Genomic DNA, 19,757 nt, shown 5'->3' on the forward strand with positions numbered 1-19,757 from the left:
ATTAAAAAAGAATGGTTTACGATGATTTACTTTCAGACTTGTGCTATTATAATGAATACAAAGAGAATAGCAGTCACCATAGGGAGGCTGCTATTCTTTTAATAAATTTTAGTCTATGCTCCGGCTATGCGGCGAACCTTCGTCCGGATATAAACGGACCGGCGGCTGTCGGTCGGTATTATTTATTCAACAACAGTTCGATCGCTTTGCTTCCTTTATTTCCGGATTTCTCTTCGGCTGCCGGAGCGAAGAGTGCGTCCAACTGATAGACAGGCAAACTTCTTTCCGGTTTGAAACGATCGGATGAAACGTAATTCCGGACAGAGGTGAGCAACTGCTGCATGGCAAGCCTTTCACCGATTTTCTTTTCAGGATCGGCGCAGAGCACGAACAATTTTCCTTTTCCTACATTCGCCTCAAACGAGATTCCCAGCTTTTGGTTGGTTTCATAAGAGTCGATGCTTTGTATCAGTGGAGTGATTTCTTTCAGTTCGTCCAGTTCCAGAGCTGTCGAATAGTTAAGGATATCCCACCATTGCCAGTCAGCATAGCTTCCCGTGGGGAAATCGCGGAAAGCAGGGTGCTCGTTATCGATCAGTGTACCTACGATCATCGGGTTCCAGTTGAACATAATCGGATTCCAGAAGTGGCTGGCGAAGTGTGCTTTGCGTCCTTGGCACTTTTCGGGGATCAACAGTACGCTCTTTCCTTCGTCGAGCCACTGTTTGGTCTTGTCATTCCAGGTACGGGTGTAGATAAAGTTAGTCTCTTCAACTTTTGGCTGTTCGGGGTATACCCATACGTCCCATTCATTGCGACAACTTCCCAATTCAGCCTTCAGTGTCAGCTTGCGGGCACTCTCCACACCATTCAGAGATAATTCGATGATCCCAAGCGAATCTACCGTGGCGGGTTGTATTTCTTTTACTTTCAGGCTTCCCTTACGGTACACGGTTCCATCTTCTCCTGTCAATGTCCAGTTCAGTTTCCGGTCTTTCAGGGCATTCTTGCCGTAATGGTAAATCTCCATCTTTGCTTTCAGATTCTCTCCGGTCTTGAAAGTACGTTGGGGCAGGCGTGCCAGAAGCACGGTAGGGGCACACGATTCTCTGAACTTTTCGGGGGATACGAGGCCTTTACTTTCCCAAAAGGCATCGAGGATACCGACAAAAGCGCTGCCCTGTCCTGGGAAATCGGCCAGTCCCAATAATTGGAACCCACCGGAATTGCGAGTGCGCAGCAACGATTCGTTCACCTCTTTATATTGCAGCACTGTGTGTGCTCCGGTTGCTTTGAAGAAATCATCGGCTTGATGCAACATGCCGTTTCTGGCAAGTCGTTCGCGAAACACTTCAAAGTTGCGTGCTTCGACTACGCCTGTATATTTCTTTATTTCTTCGAAGTTGGGGTACATGCAGCGCTGTCCCGTTTCGTGGGCAATCACCGGAACATCGATGTCCGACTCCTTGCAACGATCCCAGTCAGTCGAGGGTTTCCCTTCGTATACGGTGATCCATCCTTTCGAAGTGACGTGCGACACATAATATTGATCCGAGGGAGTGTGTGTGCGGGCGGTTGAGGCGCTGTAAAGACGTCGGTTGTCATAAGCCTGTGCTTTTTTCACCAGATCTTCCAATACGGCAAAATCACCTTCATTTTCGTTTCCGTTACACATCAGGATGAAAGAGGGATGATTGCCATAAGCGTCGAGAATGGCATACATCTCTTTTTCGAAGAAATCGCGTCGGGCAGGATATTTGCCCACGTCTTTGATCCACATGGGGAGTTCGGCCTGGAGGTACATGCCTGTTTCGTCGCCCGCTTCGAATGCGGCTTCCGGCGGGCACCAGGAGTGGAAACGTACGTGGTTCATTCCATATTCCTTGATGGTGTTGAAGATACGCTTCCAGTCATCGACGTTTGTCGACGGATAGCCGGTCAGAGGGAAAACCGCGCAGTCCAGCACTCCGCGCAAGTGAATGTCTCTTCCGTTCAGACGGATGTGATGCTTGCCTTGTTCCACATTTCGCATGCCGAAAGTTCGGGTTTGGGTGTCTGTCTTGCCATCTACGTTCCAGCTGGCCTCAAGCTCATACAAATAAGGTGTAAATTCATCCCAGAGTTTCACCTGTTTACCCATCGGAAGGGTTTGCCGAATGCCGGCATGTGCCTGCAGGCTATCTGCACTCATGCTCTGGCGAACTATCACTTTGCCCCCTTTCTCCCGGATACATAGCTCCAGCGTTCCCGTTTGCCCGTGCTTCAGGGGGGCGGGTTGTACTGCTATTTCCACTTCTTTTGCTGTCACATCGGGATATACATTAATCCGGCGGATGTGCGCTTTTTCTTTGGCATACAGTGAAATGTCACCGACTATTCCATTCCAGTTGGTTTGTGTATATTCGGTAGTTCCGTGGTTCCACTGATCCATTGGATATTTGAGCGTATTGTTTACGCAGATGGTCAGCGTATGGATGCCGGGGCTGAGCACCGGAGTCAGTACGAATGTGTTTGGAGTACTCAGGTGCTCCATGACACCTACTTCCTTATCGTCTACGTAGACAGTTGTTTCCCAATGACAACGCTCCAGCTTCAGGTAAATCTCACGGCCGGACCAGTCCTCGGGGATCACTACTTCCCGTTGGTACCAGGCAGCCCCCTGATACTCGAATTTTCGACTCAGGCGGTCTACATAACGTGCGGTGTTTTTGATTCCTTTGCCACCCTGGTCCGTCGATCCGGGCAGCATGATGGTTTCCGAGAGTTTGTCCAGATAGAGCTCGGAGCCGGGAGTCTTGCCGAATCCCATCGGGTCCAGTTGAAAGCGCCACATACCTGACAGGTCGAGGACATCATTTTTTGTCGATTGTGCCATAACGGCCATGGCGAGCAGGCATCCGGTCAGGATCAGGATGGCTCGATGTCGGGTGTTTTGATTTGGTTTTTTCATGATTGTATGGTTTTATTCACCACAGATTACACGGATTTTCACAGATTAATCGTTTATTTCTTTTTGATTGGTAAGATTAAATGTTCTGTACTAATCTGTGTATTCTGTGGTGAGGCCTCATTTCTTTTATGTATTCATTAATTTCCGGTGAATCTGTATCCCCTGATGATTGTTATCCATCGAAGCGGCTACTTCAAAGAAGTGTTCGGCTTTTGCCGTATTTCCCAGTCCCAGATGTCCCAGAGCCATCAGATAGTTACAGTGGATGCGGTTCTTCTTATCCATATCGTCTTCCCAGATCAGAAGGTCGGGTAAAGATACGGCAAAATAATCCATCTGGAATATGTCGAAGAGATGTTCTTCTCCATAAGTGATTAATTTGTTGAAGCGGCTGCGTGCCTCTTTCTCTTGTCCCAGTTTTCGGAATGCAAGTCCTTGATAGAAGATCTTGTCCGGTTTTTGGTCGTTGTAATACATGGCAGCGGCTGGCTGACTGTCTCCCATGCTGGCTTTGAGGAACAGGTCGTGTGCCTCTTTCTGTTTGCCCAGTTGTTGCAGGATGCAGGCTTTGTAATAATTGAAGTCATTCTCCTGTGCTCCCGGGAGTTTGCCTTCACCCAGATGTGGTGGGTATGCGTAGCACTCTTCTATCCGGATGAGTGCCTCATCGTATTCTTTACGTGCGATCAGTTCCTTTGCCAGTTCCAGGCGGGCTATCTGATATTGTGCGGGAACTTTTCCCTCACCGCCTTCCCACGGATGGAATTTTCGCTGATCGATCCGGCGGATGGCTTCCCTGTATTGTCCGGTCTGGTTCAGCAAGGTGACATATTCCAGATATAAATCGTCACGAGTTATTACGATATCCATATGTTGTTCCAGAAAAGCCATTCTTTCTGTGTGCGGGCGGTTCAGCCGTTTATACAGCTGATCGAGTTCCATCAGTACGCGGGCGTCGGTCGGATCCAGGCGGAATGCTTTTTCCAGCAAGAGGACGGCTTCTTCCGGGCGATTCAATTTGTTGAAGTAGGCCAGAGCCAGGTTACGCCATACGGTAGGAAATGTTTCGTCCTCACGCGAAGAACGTTCCCAAGCTGCGATGGCAGGGGTATACTGGCGTTTGTCATACCAAAGATTTCCCAAATAATAGAGGGCTTTCGGGGCTTCTCCCATAAAGTCGGCCACACACTGAAGAGCTTCTATCGCTTCCAGGGCATTGGGAAAGCAGTAGTCGGCCGGTTCTTTTTCAGCAAGCCTGATGGCTGTTCGCGCCTTGTCTGTTTCTCCTAAACGAATCAGGCACCAACTCTTGTAATAGTGCAGCAGAGTCTGTTCGCCGATGGGTTGGCCGATAGCCAACTCGGCAACGGCCAGTGCTTCTTCAAATCGTCCTGCAGAGGTATAGTCGAGCACTAATGCCTCGTAGTCGGGTGCGCCGCGTTTTATCAGGTGTCGGAGTTGGGACAGTACGGTTTCTTCCCGGGTTATCAGATATTTTTCGAACAGGCAGCCAAAGTTGAATGCGTCGATTTTCAGGGAGTCTTCTATCCAGGCAAGAGCTTCCTCCGGACGTTCAAGATGGCGGAGGATCATTGCTTTCAGATGGCGACCGCGCAGGTTGTGCCAATTGCGTAATAAGGATTTTTCAATTTCTCCGAAAGCTTCTTCCCAGTTGCCGCGTGAAACGGAGATTTGAGCCAGTGAATAATAGCCTGCATCCTGCCATGCCGCGTTCCAGCACGATTTATAGAATGAATTGTATGCTTCATCGTTTTTTCCCTGGAATTTCAGCGCAAGCCCAAGGTTGTAGAAAGCTTCACCATCATACGGATTAGGATTCTTCTCGGTCAGTCGGGAAATCGCTTTCCGCAGGTAGGGCTCTGCTTGCGCGAACTGTCCTTTGCGTATAAGCCACAGCCCCATGGCATTGTTACAACGGGCGTCTTCATTGTCACGGCGGAGTGCTTCCAAATAATAATCGGTCGGACAATAAGTTGCATGTCGGTATTGTTCCAGATGCAGTCCGGTTAGGTAGAGTTCCTCATTTGTTTTAATTTCTTCCGGTGCGAGGGCGGGTCGGGCTGCTTCCGGAACCTCTTTGATAGTTTCCGGTTCAGCCCTCCAACTGAGCTTCTCCCGTCCGTTGGTATCGTAGATGATGACTTCTGTTTCACTAAGGTCGTTGACGGGGACCAGTCTGTCGAACACTTGTTCCGGAGAGAGGTCGCAGGTTTGTTCAAAACAGATGTTTCCTGCTTTCCGGACTACGATGTGTAATCCCTGTTGGGCAGAGGTAGCAAAGAGCTTTAACCTGCTCTCTGTTCCTTCGGGCTCCAGATTCATCAGGAGTTCCGAGGAGGCGTTTTTCACAACTCCCAGTTCCCGGTAGGGCATGAAGTATTGTGTAAAAGTCTTCTCTTCATAGGGTTGCAGCCAGCTGAAATCCGGTTGATTGTCCGTATAGACTCCTGTCATCAGCTCTATATACGGTCCGTCGGCATCCGTCAGATTGCGGTCCCATGCTTGTCCGAAATCTCCGTTTCCCCACGTCCATTGTTTCTTTCCTGGAGATATGTGATGATTGGCAACATGCAGAACACCTGCCTGGGTGTCGTTTTCGTATCCGCCCACAAAGTTGTATTCGGACCGGATTGCCATGTAGGAAGTCGGTACAGGGATGTTTTTATATCTTGAAATATCCACTCCGGCGGAATAGTCCATCTTGTAGTAGGTTCCGGTAGCGATAGGATAACGGGATACATCCCGCTTTCCATGGTCGAATACGGCGTTAACATCCGAGGGGAATACAGACTGATAGTCTGCGTTGACTGCTACTGCCGGATTGGCCCACCACAGGAAAGTCTGTGGCAGAGGAGTCGGGTTAGAAACTTTTCCCTGTATCTCGAGTACAGCCCGGCCGGGGCGGAGTGTGAATCCGGCTGTTCCTTTCTGGCCGAACATCCGTTCCCGTTCGCTTACCCATACAATGACACTTCCGTCTTTGCATTGTTCAATGCTGTAATCTACCGGCAGGAATGTGCTGGGGCGGTGGTGTTGAGGCCAGTTGAACTCAATGCCCCCTGAAATCCAGGGACCGGTCAGTCCTACCAAAGCCGGTTTTATCACGTGGTTGTAATAAATAAAATGCCGTTGCTTTATTTTATCGAAAGCCATCTGGATGCGTCCTCCTAATTCGGGCAGAATCATGACTTTGAGGTATTCATTTTCCAACCATACGGCATGATAGCTTTTCTCTTCACAAGTGTCTTCAATCTTCTCGATGACCGGATACGGGTATACTACTCCGCTGCTGCCTTGATAGACACGCTTTTCCAGAAACATCGGGTTCTTTTCGGGACGTCCGATGCCATAGGTAGGGAGCAGGATGTCCTCCTCCCATACTTTTACATTCTCTTTCATCTTATTTTATGGATTATTTGATTAATTCTTTTTCTATTTCTTCCAGTGTTTTCCCTTTGGTTTCTGGCAGCTTCCGGCGTATGAACAGGAATCCGGCCAGACAGATGCCACCATACAGCCAGAAAGTACCTTCGGCACCTATACTTTCATTCAAAACGGGGAAGGTATAGGTCAGTACAAAGCAAGCTACCCAAAGGAAGAAGGTGGAGAGGGCCATGGCCATACCTCGTATTTTCACGGGGAAAATTTCGGATAAAACCACCCAGACTACCGGAGCGAGTGACATGGCATAGCAGGCAATGGCAAGCACTACCAGCAGGAGCATGGGCAGACCGCTTACATCCAGAAAGTAGCAAGTTCCCAGTGTCAGGTAAATCAGTGCCAATCCGGCAGAACCGATAAGCATCAGGGTGCGACGTCCCCATTTATCCACTGTATAGATGGCTACGAAGGTAAATATCACATTGGTGATTCCGGTCACTACAATGTTCATCAACACATCGGAAACGGCATAACCGGCCGATGAAAAGATTTCATGTGCATAATTGAAGATTACATTGATGCCACACCATTGTTGGAATATAGCCAGGACGATGCCGATGATCAGCACTTTGCGCATTTCCGGGCGAAAGACAGCTTTCCATTCGTAATCTTGTTTTCCGTCTTGCCCCCGGGTTACTTGTGTCAGTTCTTCCAGGGTCTGCCGGGCATAGGTTTCTCCTCCGATGCGCATCAGTGTTTTCCGTGCTTTCTCCTGTTGATGGACAGTAGCCAGCCAGCGGGGACTTTCAGGGATGACGAATGATAATAGAAAGAAGATTCCTGCCGGAATCAGTTCTGCCCAGAACATCCATCGCCAGGCCCACTCTATACTGGTGTCACTCAGTACGTCGGAACCGTGTGTATAGTATTCTCCTATCTGCCAGTTTGCCAGTTGCGCCAGTAAAATGCCTAATACGATGGTAAGCTGGTTGAGTGATACGAATTTACCTCGTACATGGGCAGGGGAAACTTCTGCGATATAGACGGGGGAAACGTTGGATGCGATGCCGATACCCAGTCCTCCTACAATGCGATAGAAGATAAAATAGGAAAAACTATCGACTATTCCCGTACCTAAAGCTGAAAGCGCAAACAGGAAGGAGGCTATGATGAGCATCTTTTTACGTCCGTACTTGTCACTCCAAACACCCGATAGCAAAGCCCCTACCAGGCAGCCTATCAATGCGCTGCTCATGGCCCAGCCGCGTAGAACTGCTGAATTTTCAATTCCGAAGAAAGGTTCGTAGAAGATTTTAGCTCCACCGATGACAACCCAATCATAGCCGAACAACAGCCCGCCCATAGCTGAGACGATGCAGATTAGTAGTAAATAGCCTTGTGTCTGTTTCATGTTATTAAATGGTTTAAATGATTAATGCAAAGTAAGCGGGTTTGGAGGTGAAAATAAATAGAGAAACCAGCTAAAAAGATGGACTATCTTTCTTTTTTATATGTATATTTGTGACGTGAATCTATGAATCTGTTAGTATGGCAAAACAAAAAGACGGTTTTCTCGGCGAACAGGCATTGGTATTGCCTCCGGCCATTGTACAACGCATGAAGACAGAGCCTGCGACCTCTGTACTGTATATTACCGATATAGGCTATTATCCAAAGGCTTATAATCATTTTCGGGAACGGGATGTTCCGATTGACCAATATGTATTTATCTATTGTACGGAGGGTAGGGGGTGGTTCAGCCTGGATGGGCAGAAGCACCCGGTAGCTCCCAATCAATACTTCATACTTCCGGCAGGACTCCCTCATGCCTATGGCGCCGATGAAAAAGAACCATGGACAATTTATTGGATTCACTTCGGGGGAACACTGGCTTCACTCTATTGTACGCACCGAACTTGCCGGCTCACGGAAATAAAGCCGGGAATGCATTCGCGAATCAGTTACCGGACAGAATTGTTTGAGGAAATATTTCGGGTACTGAAAATGGGGTACAGTCTGGAGAATCTTTCGTATGCCAGCTCTGTATTTCATCATTATCTGGGTTCTTTACGTTATCTCAGGGAGTATCGGGAGGCTTTTTCAGAACACCGCCTGATGGGTGAGGAAGATCCCGTTAGTGCAGCCATTCATTATATGAAGGAGAATTTGGGTAAGAAGCTGACTTTAGCCGAGTTGGCAGATTATACAGGATATTCGCCTTCGTACTTCTCTAATTTATTTTTGAAACGTACGGGCTATGCACCATTGAGTTATTTCAATCAGATCAAGATTCAGAAAGCCTGTCAGTTTCTCGATTTTACGGATATGAAAGTGAATCAGGTATGCTATCGGGTAGGTATTGAAGATGCTTATTACTTTTCACGGCTGTTTAGCCAGATAATGGGTATGTCTCCCAGAGAATATAAGAAGGTGAAAAAAGGATAGAAGAGATCAGGCTGACGGGGAAAGCCGGTTATCGCTTTTCCCCGTCAACTGATAAAGATTATATCTTGATCTTTCCTGTCAGTTTGATGTCTCTGGAAGAGGCACCTACCAGGATTTCAAACTCTCCTTTCTCAAATACCCAACGGTTTTGTCGGGCATTGAAATACCGGAATGCGTCTTCATCCAGTTCGATCTCTACCTGTTTGCTTTCTCCTGCCTTCAGATATACTTTGTCAAAGCCTTTTAATTCTTTCTGTGGACGGGGCTCTTTAGACTGTATATCATGTACATAAAGTTGGGCAATTTCGTATCCGTCTTGCTGCCCGGTATTGGTTATGGTAAACGAAACTGTGACTTTCTTCTGTTTTTTATCTGTAATACGGATATTGAGGTCCGTATAATCAAAAGTGGTATACGAGAGTCCGAATCCAAATGGGAAAAGAGGTTCGATACCTTTTTCGTCGTATCCCCGGTAACCGGTGAAGATTCCTTCTGTATAATATACCTTCTTTTCTTTTCGGGTTTCATCATAGTGCCCGTATGCCGGCGAATCTTCCCATTTTTTTTCGATTGTGAACGGGAGTTTGGCTGACGGATTTACTTTGCCCGAAAGAATGTGGGCTAATGCGTGTCCACCCTCCTGCCCGGGATAGAGGGCATGTACTACAGCGGGTACCTGATTGATCCACCGGGTCATGTTTACTCCGCCTCCGGCATGAATAGCTACTATCAGTTTGGGGTTTACTTTAATCAATTCCTCGATTAGCAGGTCTTGTCCATAAGGCAAATCGAACGGTCGGTCGCGCCCCTCCAGTTCGATGCTTCCGTCCAATCCGGCACAGAACACCACGAGATCGGCTTTCTCGGCCAGTCGCTTTGCTTCAGAAAAGTCAATGTCGCTTTGATAAGCATATCCCATCCGGATCTCTGCCGGGGTGCTACGTTGGTTACAGAATTCCAGTTGAACGTGTTTGGTATCTCCTTTCCGTACTGAAACGGCAATATTGCGTACGTCGAACGATTGAGACCGGGAAGCGTCCAATGCCAATGTTCCGTCTATCCACAAGCGATACGCTCCCTGTGCATCGACAAAGAACCGGAGGCTGTCTGTCTTCTCGGCATCCACGTATCCTTCCCAACATATCCGGTAGTCACTTCCCAATTTGCTCTCGTTGAAAGGGTATCCCCACCATTCGTAATTTACTGTGCGGTCGATACGGCGAATGATCAGTCCGTTTTCATCTTTACCGTTTCCGGATGCTGTGTTGCTCGGTTGATTGCTGTTTACTGTTCTTCCGGCAGCTACTGCCTGTTGCTGGATCATTTTGTCGGAGAGCATAGCAGAACTGTCAGATGACAATGCATAATAACTGGCTTCCAGTCCGGGTTTACCATCTTTGGTACGGAACTTACTGTTACGGAACAACCGGGGTTTGAACTGGTTGGATATTCCTTCGGTGTAATATACTGTTGCTTCCGGAAATTCCTGGCAGATACCCTCTAATGCTGAAACGACATACCAGGGGTGAACTTTAGAACTTCCACCTCCGCCATACACAATGCTGTTGACATTGTATATTCTGTCCGAAACAATCGCCGGATTGGCTGTAGGACCGATCACGGCAATTACTTTAGGTTGGCGGATGGGTAATGTGTTTTGTTCGTTCTTTAACAGGATGATACCTTCACAGGCGGCATTCAATGCCATTTGATTGGCTTGTGGGTTGAAAGTCGGGATATGGGTGTCTTGCTGAGGCCGATCAAAAAATCCCATTGAGATGCAGGCTCCGTAAATACGGCGTACTTTATCGTTGATCACTTCCTCTGTAACCTTTCCTTCTTTAATAAGTGGGAGAAGTTCTTTGCGGGTGAACCAGTCGTTGCTGCCCATTTCAAGATCCAAACCGTAGTTTGCGGCATTGTCAGCGGAATAGGTACATGCCCAGTCTGACATCAACATGCCTTTGAAACCCCAGTCCTTCTTTAAAATATCGATCAGATGTTTGTTTTCAGTACAATGTGTTCCGTTCACTAAGTTGTAACCCGTCATGACGGCTTTGACACCTGCTTTTTGTACGGCAGCTTTAAAAGGTGGAAGGTAAATTTCCTGCAGCGCGCGTTCGGATACTTCCGTACTGACTGTATAGCGGTCAAACTCCTGATCGTTGGCTGCGAAGTGTTTTATGGTGGCGATTACTCCTCCGTCTTGTACCGCTTTAATAAAAGGGACTACCATTTCGGATGTCAGATAGGGATCTTCGCCGAAATACTCGAAATTACGGGCTCCTTTGGAAGCCCTGTAGTTGTTTACCCCCGGAGCTAAAAGAAAATGAATACCTCTCGCACGCCATTCCTGGGCATACATGGCTCCTGTCTTTTCTGCCAGATTTTTGTTCCATGAGGCAGCCAGAGAAAGTGCCGATGGAAATGCGGTAGCACGTCCGAACAATCCCCAGGAGGCAACGCCCAGCGGACCGTCAGCCAGTTTGAATGCCGGTATTCCCAATCGTTCGCACGGGTGCAGATAGAAATCGTTGTATCCGGCAAGCAAATCTATTTTCTCTTCAAGGGTCATACGTCCGATAAGGTCATTTACTCTTTCTTCGGTAGATAATGTCGTGTTTTGGAACGGATACTGGCTTTGAGCATACAGATTGCAAGGTAAAAGCAATCCGATAGCCAAACTTAAGGTAAGGAAAATGTTTTTCATGTGTTTTCTTTGAATTAAATGTTTATTGAGTGATGTCGCAAAGTTCTAAAAAAGAGGGCTTACTGCAAAATGGAAAGCCCTCTCTTTCGGGGTAAAGTGTGTTAAATTAATGTATAGCTTTTATCAGTTCATTTCCGTTACGCACCGGTTCTTTAATCAGCTCCGGTAAATTATACGTTTTAGTAAACGTATCATAGAAACGCGGATCTTTCTGTGGCAATAAAAACGGTTTTCCCGCTTTTCCTGTTTCCGGATTGAAACTGGCGAAGAATGGTCGTGCCCAAAGTCCGTCCAGTCGTTTGCTGCTGAATACGAACCACTTTCCGGATGACGACCAGGTATGGAAGCTTTCCACGTCATCACTGTTCACCTCGTTTAAAAGCCGTATCTCTCCGGTATCTATCGTTAAAAGGCAAAGCTCGCTTTCCGGATGCCAGATAGAAAAGTTACCATAATCAGATAGAGTGAACATCAGGTATCTGCCATCCGGAGAAACTCTTGGAAAAGACACGCTCTTCCCCTGTTCCGAAGCTTTATATACACACTCCAAGCTCCCGAACTTACCTGATTCGGGGTCGAATCCAATCCGGCATAGGTCATAATGAATACTGTCCAGCGGCATCTTTTCTTTATAAGCGTTTCCACGGCAGAAGTATAGCGTCTTCCCGTCCGGTGTCCAGTTCGGAAATGTCTCCATGTATTTATCCCCATAAATCAGGGAGTCCGTGAGGAACGTTTTCTTTTGCGTGTCATATACCATCAAGTCGGCGGCCAGGTCTGACACCTCGATGGGTTTTTGTCCCGATGAATGGAAGAACTGTTGTATCTCATTCATAGAGAAAGCAATATATCGCCCTGTAGGATGCCATGCTGCATAGGTTCCTCCATTCTTGGCTCCTTCCGGTTTTGTATTGACTTTTTCTACTTTTCCATTCTTTGATATCAGTGTTCCTCCCGATTTTCCACGTACATGTATCATCATGGTTTCGGGCGAGTTCCGGTTGAACGTATGGCAATTTATGCATTGTTTTTCAAATGCTTTATTCTCCGCTATGGGAGTTTCCTCATAATTAGTCAGGTTTCGTTGATAGATTCCCATCTCGTTCCAGAGTTCATATCCCGGGTAGAGTAGCCGGTAGGCGAGGTATGGATCTATCATTTCATTAGAAACGGTATCTGTAATATCTGCGAAGCGTGTCCATTTTCCATCTTTCAGGAGGGTGATTCGAATAAAGATTTCCTTTCCGGCTGCCTTTTGGAGAAGTTTTTTCCAGGCTTTGGATGGGATAATCACTTCCGGTTGCTTGCTGGTATATAGAATATCTGTCACTTTTTCTACACCAATTTCTGTTTGAAAAACATCAGCTTCTTCCTTGATAATGAAATTTGGCGGAGCAATATTAACCGGGAAGGTGACTCCTGTATAATCCGGGTATATACAGGGAATACTATCTGTATATAAGTCCGGCCTTTGACATTGCTCTGTGCAGGCTTGTAGTATCCAGGCAAGAGCCATCATAAAAAGAATATAGGTAGTTTTCATATCAGTGCAGATTAATTCTTAATGATTTTATCTCCATAGGGACTGATGAAGTTCAGATAGTACCAATAGGTGTTTCCAAACTCGGATTTCAACCTTTGCATTTCTCTGTTTTTATATAAACCATAATATTGTTGGAATCGTTTTTCGGTTTGTTCGCTTACAGTGAAACCTGATTTTGAAAAAGTTTCTTCGCCTACTCCTAATTTATAGATATAGAGTGCCTCTTCGTAAGCGGGTGGCATTTGAGGGTAATCGAAATTATGTATGAACTTCAGGTTATTCACAAAACGTATGACATTGTTGCTCAACAGTAAGTTACCCATCAGATATTCGAAAGCCATCCGGTTTGTTGAGTCTTGTTCGCACAGATATTGCAGTTCCGGTCCTATATTTATAACATTCGCGAATCGTACAGGCGTGTTGGAGGTCTTGCCGGGTGATACTTTCAACCCGGGAACATTTCCTGTCGGTAGCCATTTCTCCAATGCTTCGGCCTCTTTCTTGTAGAAAAGAGATTGTTTAAGCAGGTTGATAAACCTCTGTGCCACTTTGGGACGTTTATTGGCTATGTTATACCGTGCCAGGTTAATCAGGTGCGGAGCGGTCTCTCCCCAGACAACCATCGATTCGAACTCCCACCGTTGTGCCTCGTTGATATATCCCAGGTCTTCATAAATGAAATGTCCATATTCGCTTTCACGGCTGTCACTATTCCATGGGAAGTACAGACTTTTGACTCCTAATTTTTGTGGATAATCAAATAGGTGGTAAGGTAGCTTTCCTGTGTGATATAAAGCCAGGTTGTGAAAATAGGAGATCAGTTGATTGGTTCTCCCTGAATTTATATATTTTTCTGTTTGTGTCAATGTGTTTTCCCAATTTCTCTCTTTTACGCTTTTCTCAGCCATCAACATGATGCGTTCCGGCATATTATATGATTGTACGAATATATAACATGCGGCAATGGCATATATGATTGTAGAAATTGTGGAAATTGCCATATTCTTTTTATTTCCATGAACATTAATCCATGGAATGCGGATGAAACATTTCCATTGTTTGGTTATGAAGATATTAATTCCGGCAAGTAACAAAAGCCCCAAGAAAACTCCCACGACAGGTGTTAATGAATGATCTACAGGCATTGTATAAATGAAAAGACATATAGAGGGAAACAAGGATAATTGTAACAGGTCTGTTTGTCCTGTTATTTTTTTGAAAGAATAGTGCGTCAACAGATATATTCCCGCCAATATCCCGGATAATATTGCACTTCCCAATATGGGTATATAAAAGAATTGAACGACGAAATCATTCAGATATGCGATCAACCCTTCCGTATGAATTTGTTTGAAGAAGTATTCTTTAGAGAACAGGAACAAATGGTGTTGTTCGTGATAATAAATCACATGTGAAAGTACCCCTTGGTAACAAAGGAAATAGGTAATGAAAAGTAGTAAAAAAAGTAGGTATGGTAACCGCTTCATAAGTATAGATGCAAGATAATAAGAGAAATGAGGGCACTCCCTGATTGGAATGCCCCCATTGTCTAAACACTATTATTAATAACCCGGATTCTGTGTCAGAGCAGGATTCAAGTCAATTTCGCTTTGCGGTACAGGGAACAAATAGTTATTGTCCGAGTATCTGCTTCCTACCAACTTAATCGGTTCTCCCTGATAAAGGATACACATTTTTCCACCATCTACTTTTTTGTCGGGATCATTCGGGTTGTCTACAATCTTATATTTCAATCCTTCGAATGGTGCATTCAATACGTCTTTGGCAATTCCCCAACGACGGATATCCCACATACGTTTTCCGCCTTCCAGACAAAATTCTACACGCCATTCGTTACGGATACGTTGACGGAGATCATCCTGAGTAGCACAATAAGTAGGCTTGCTGGCATCCGTATTCTGAAGTTCAGGCATACCTACACGACGTCTTACCTGATTGACAGCATCAAATGCAGCCGGATCCAACCCCTTAAGTTCGTTCATGGCTTCAGCATAAGTTAAGAGTACTTCAGCATAACGGATATGTACCCAGTCCTTACCCATGTTCCAGCCATCAGACTGAGGATCTAAACTTGGGTCCAGCCATTTCTGGCCATAATATCCGGTTTCTGTAGCATCATTATGTTGGTTGATGCCTGTGCTACCGCTTGAAGCCAAAGGAGCGACTTTTATTGTTACGCCATACATTTCCTCACCATCGTGCAAAATGTCTACCTCCAAACGTGGGTCACGGTTTTTGAATGGATCTGTTGAATCGTATATTTTAGATTTACTGATCGGAGCGCCTTCACTATCTTCGAATGCGTCCACCAGACTTTGAGTGGGGTTCATGCCACCCCAACCTTTTGTAGGGAAACATTCCCAACCCATCAGGTAGTGAGTTTTGTCCGGGTAGTTAAATTGGGTAACAAGTATGAATTCGTCACAACCATCGGCTTTTTCCCAGAAAAGTTCAGCATATTTGCCTGTATTGTCTTTATCATAAAGTTCATACAAGCCTAAATCCATTACATTTTTGGCTTCTTTGGCAGCTACATCCCAATTTCCGTAGTATAAAGCAGCTCTTGCTTTCATTGCCATAGCGGCTCCTTTAGTAATTCGTCCATAGTCAGAAGCAGGCCATTCTGTTGGAAGGGCAGCAATTGCTCTGTCAAAATCAGCCATGACTTTCTCATATACTTCTGCTCTTGGCATACGTGTGATTCCTTCCATGTCTTTTAAGTCCAGAGGTTTATCAATGTATGGAACGTCTCCGAATGAACGGATCAGATTAAAGTAAATATACGCTCTGAAGAAATATACCTGTCCGAGTGCTTTGGTTTTATCTGCTTCAGGATAATCAGGAATCTCATCTATTTTTGAAAGAATCAGGTTACACTGACGGACATTTGCATAATCACCGCTCCAACCTTGGTCTGCCGGGTCATAAATTCCTTTGGAAATATTACCTGCAGCCCATTTGATACCCATTGTGGCATTGTCTGAATTAATGTCGTTGTCTTGATCCCATGTAGACAGATAGCCATAGAGGTCTGAGACTACTTTGTTTGCGTCATCCGGCGTTTTCCAGAAGCTACCATCAGAAAGCTCTTCCTGAGGATAGCGATCCAGAAAGTCGCTACAAGAGCTGAACCCTACTATAAGGGCTGTTGCAAATATATATAAGTAATTCTTTTTCATATTTTTATAGTATTGAGGGATTTAGAATGAAACTTTTAGGCCTAATGAAACTTTCTTCACGTTGGTATATGACCATCCGCGTGTACTTGATTCTTCCGGGTCAATGTCTTCAAGACCACAGAATGTCAGTAAGTTTTCACCAGCTACATAGACTTTGATTCTGCTAACGCCAATTCTGTTCAGCCAACTCTTAGGCAGATTGTAGCCTAATGACACATTCTTCAAACGTACATAAGACGCGTCTTCCAACCAGAAAGAAGAAGTTACGAAGTTAGTTTGTGAATCTTTTGTGATACGAGGATAGCTGGCATTATGATTTTCCGGAGTCCATCGATCTAAGTGTTTTTTCAGCACTTTACCACCATTATAGAATGCGTATGAAGATTCGGCTTCACAGTATTTATCGACATCGAATGCACCTTGGAACAGAGCAGAGAAGTCGAAGTCTTTCCAATACAGGTTAATGCTTAAACCACCTGTCCAGCTCGGGAAGTTTTGACCGATCACTGTACGGTCATTCGCAGCATCAATTTTACCATCACCATTCAAATCAGCATATTTGATATCACCCAATTTTTCTGTTCCTGTACGTTTCGGTTCGTTGGCCAGTTCCTCTTCAGTATTGAAATAACCGATTGCTTTGTAACCATAGAATGAACCGATGGGATAACCTTCTAAACGCCATAATTTATTGTTGTCAGGATCTTCTCCTTCAGTACCCTCAAGGTTTGTGATACGGTTTTTTACATAAGCCAGATTTAAATTTACAGCATAGCTGAAATCTTTATTGATACGGTTATTGTGGAAAATGTTCAAATCGAAACCTGTATTTTCTACACTACCTGCATTCTGAACCGGTGCTGACATACCTAAAATACCCTGTACCGGAAGTTTCAATAGCATGTCATCTGTTTTTTTCTTGTATACAGACAGTTCAAATCCAAGTTTATTATCTAAGAATCCTGCGTCTAATCCAACTTCGTAATTAGTAACTGTGGCCCACTGAAGTGCACTGTTTACATATCTCGCTTCATAGGCGGTTGTGTTCAATGTATTACCAAACATATAAGAACCATAAGCATAAGTCGCTACTGCAGGGTAGATATCGCTCAATTCTTCGTTACCGGTACGACCCCAACCTAAACGTAACTTCAAGTTACTCATCCAGTTCAGATTGTCTTTAATAAAGTTTTCCTCTGAGATTCTCCATCCGGCAGAGAATGCAGGGAATACACCCCAACGATTATCTTTCGGGAAACGTGAAGAAGCATCTGCACGCAGATTCGCTTCAAATAAATATTTGTCAGCGTAATCGTATTGGATACGGCCAAAGTATGAACGACGGGCTAACTCCGTGCCACCGTCAGAATTGGTTTGAGATGATTTATCCAGTGTATTCAATGACTCTGTTAGTTCATCGCTACCACCACCCTTACGTGTGGCTTCTGTATATTTATAAAGTTGCTCCCACTGCTCAAAGCCAAACAATGCACCGATAGTATGTTGCTTGAACGTTTTGTTATAGTTCACCAACAACTGAGATGTATATTCGTTCCAGATATAATATTTATCGTATCCTTCTCTCAAACCAGAATCAGAAATATTTGATCCGGTACCATATGAATAATGTTTCTTGAAGTAATCGATGTTACGAATATCATTACGTACAGAGAATAATCCCTTAACGCTCAATTCCGGTAAGATGTGTACGGTTGCATGTAGGATAGCATTCAACTGCTGGTCCATCTGACGATAAAAACCGGTTCTTCCTAATTCTGCTACCGGATTGGCTTTTCCGCTATAATTAAATGTACCATCTTCATTGTAAACCGGTAGTGTCGGGCTGTTACGGGTCACTTCACTCATCAGTGTAGCAAATCCGACAGCTCCATCCTCACGTGTTCCTCTATATCCGGATACATTCAGTCCGGCAGAAAACCATTTGCTGATTTCTGATTCAACGTTGATACGACCGGTGAAACGATTATAATCATTTTCGTTTGTTAAACCACCTTGATAGAGATAACCAACCGATGCACTGTAATTTGTTTTTTCAGAGCCACCATTGATTGAGAAATTGTGTTGTTGTTCAAATGCAAAATTTTTAAATGTCTCTTTATACCAGTCTGTATTGGGGTGTCCGATTGGATCAGTTCCATTCCGGAAAAGCTCGATATCTTCATCGCTATACGGAAGGGCGGCATTGGGATTTTCATTTTTTACAGCTTCATTGTACAGCATAGCATAGTCTGCCGAACCAAGGAAGTTTAGTTTTGTTGTAGGAGTTGCCCATGCTACACTACCCGAATAGGATACTTTGGCATCTTGTCCTTTCTTACCTTTTTTAGTTGTAATCAAGATTACACCGTTGGCAGCCTGTACACCGTAGATTGCGGCAGAAGCAGCATCTTTCAATACTGTCAAACTTTCGATATCCTGTGGGTCAATGGTATTCATACTACCCGGTACACCGTCTACGATGACTAACGGATTGGCCGCATTCACCGAGTTTTTACCACGTACGGTAATTGTTCCGGTTTGTAATCCCGGAGCACCGGAAGATTGGATAGCTGTTACACCCGGCATTGTTCCAGCCATTGCTGCAGAAACACTTGATACAGAACGAGATTCCAGTGCTTCAGCATTAATGGATGATACTGCACCTGTTAAATTTGCTTTTTTCTGTACGCCGTAACCTACTACAACTACCTCGTCAAGGGTCTTTGTATCTTCTTTCATGGTAACATTGTAAGAAGTAACACCTGGTTTCAACGATACTGTTTCAGGCATATAACCGATATAGGTAATTTGTAATTCGTTGCCGCCTACTGTCAGACTGAATTGTCCGTTAATATCTGTTATAGTACCATTAGAAGGAGCTCCTTTTTCTACTACTGATGCTCCAATGATGGCTTCACCCATTGCATCTTTTACAACTCCCGAAACTTTTCTCTGCTTTTGTTGCTGAGTTGTCTGTACGTCTTTTGTCGCTTCTTTCGTCGCAGATACTACGATCTGATTATCCACGATCTTATAAGTGTATCCCGAATTCTTGAATACTTCGTTCAGTACAGTTTCGATCGGAGCATCCGACACATTGATGGATACTTTCTTGTTCAGCTTTACCTGATTGTCATTGTAGAAGAAAGTATACTCGCTTTGTTTTTCAAGTTCACGCAGTACACTCTCGATGGATACGTTTGTCTTCGTCATTGAAATCTTTAGTACTTGAGCGAAGGCACTCACAGGTACCATAGCTATCAGGCTAACTGCCAAAGCAAAAGCCAGATGCTTTTTCATTCTTTGCGGACTAAACCACCGCATGTTGCATTTTCTCATAAATACGATTAATTATTAGATTGTAATTTTGATTGATAAAGTGAGCACAGGACACTTCTAAAGCATCGCTGCACCAGGTTAACGTCATTTACGGTTTCTCTCTCATTCTTTTCTTTATTAATTTAGGTTTAAAATTTGATGTTTGGTATAAGTTCTAAACGAACTTGG

At 44.9% G+C, this 19,757-nt stretch carries 9 protein-coding genes; 1 reads left to right on the forward strand and 8 read right to left on the reverse strand.

The annotated features are described in order from the left end of the window. Window positions 1-178: 178 nt before the first annotated feature. From ISX59_RS12985 to ISX59_RS12995, 3 genes are all read right to left on the reverse strand, one after another. A complete protein-coding gene (locus ISX59_RS12985) occupies window positions 179-2,950 on the reverse strand; it encodes a glycoside hydrolase family 2 protein (RefSeq protein WP_032540856.1) in 2,772 nt (923 codons plus the stop codon). Window positions 2,951-3,076: 126 nt separating this feature from the next. Continuing rightward, on the reverse strand, window positions 3,077-6,370 hold the full coding sequence (locus ISX59_RS12990) for a DUF5107 domain-containing protein (protein ID WP_032540858.1): 3,294 nt from the start codon (window positions 6,368-6,370) through the stop codon (window positions 3,077-3,079). A 13-nt stretch (window positions 6,371-6,383) separates the two neighbouring features. Continuing rightward, window positions 6,384-7,763 carry a sugar porter family MFS transporter gene (locus ISX59_RS12995; RefSeq protein WP_005810153.1) on the reverse strand — a complete coding sequence of 460 codons (1,380 nt, stop codon included), beginning with the start codon at window positions 7,761-7,763 and terminating at the stop codon, window positions 6,384-6,386. 137 nt (window positions 7,764-7,900) lie between these two features. On the opposite strand from ISX59_RS12995, the gene ISX59_RS13000 reads away from it, so the two are divergent. Next, window positions 7,901-8,797, forward strand: a complete 897-nt coding sequence (locus tag ISX59_RS13000) for an AraC family transcriptional regulator (protein ID WP_005775668.1) — start codon at window positions 7,901-7,903, stop codon at window positions 8,795-8,797. Between the two features lie 58 nt (window positions 8,798-8,855). Here the strand turns inward: ISX59_RS13000 and ISX59_RS13005 are convergent, their stop codons facing one another. The 5 genes from ISX59_RS13005 to ISX59_RS13025 all read right to left on the reverse strand — a co-directional run bounded on the left by ISX59_RS13005 (window position 8,856) and on the right by ISX59_RS13025 (window position 19,589). After that, window positions 8,856-11,507 carry a glycoside hydrolase family 3 protein gene (locus tag ISX59_RS13005; RefSeq protein ID WP_032541156.1) on the reverse strand — a complete coding sequence of 884 codons (2,652 nt, stop codon included), beginning with the start codon at window positions 11,505-11,507 and terminating at the stop codon, window positions 8,856-8,858. 106 nt (window positions 11,508-11,613) lie between these two features. After that, window positions 11,614-13,050 (reverse strand): PD40 domain-containing protein, encoded by a 1,437-nt coding sequence (locus tag ISX59_RS13010; RefSeq protein WP_032541157.1) that lies wholly within the window; start codon window positions 13,048-13,050, stop codon window positions 11,614-11,616. An 11-nt stretch (window positions 13,051-13,061) separates the two neighbouring features. Beyond that, complete coding sequence (locus tag ISX59_RS13015; RefSeq protein ID WP_032541158.1) at window positions 13,062-14,537, reverse strand: DUF6057 family protein; 1,476 nt, start codon at window positions 14,535-14,537, stop codon at window positions 13,062-13,064. A 75-nt stretch (window positions 14,538-14,612) separates the two neighbouring features. After that, window positions 14,613-16,250 (reverse strand): RagB/SusD family nutrient uptake outer membrane protein, encoded by a 1,638-nt coding sequence (locus ISX59_RS13020; protein ID WP_005810142.1) that lies wholly within the window; start codon window positions 16,248-16,250, stop codon window positions 14,613-14,615. 21 nt (window positions 16,251-16,271) lie between these two features. Next, the gene (locus tag ISX59_RS13025) at window positions 16,272-19,589 is read right to left on the reverse strand and encodes a TonB-dependent receptor (RefSeq protein WP_122200364.1); all 3,318 of its coding nucleotides are present in this window, start codon (window positions 19,587-19,589) and stop codon (window positions 16,272-16,274) included. Between the last annotated feature and the right edge of the window lie 168 nt (window positions 19,590-19,757).

This window comes from Bacteroides sp. FSHCM14E1 (assembly GCF_019633785.1).
GTDB classification, from domain to species: Bacteria; Bacteroidota; Bacteroidia; order Bacteroidales; family Bacteroidaceae; genus Bacteroides; species Bacteroides hominis.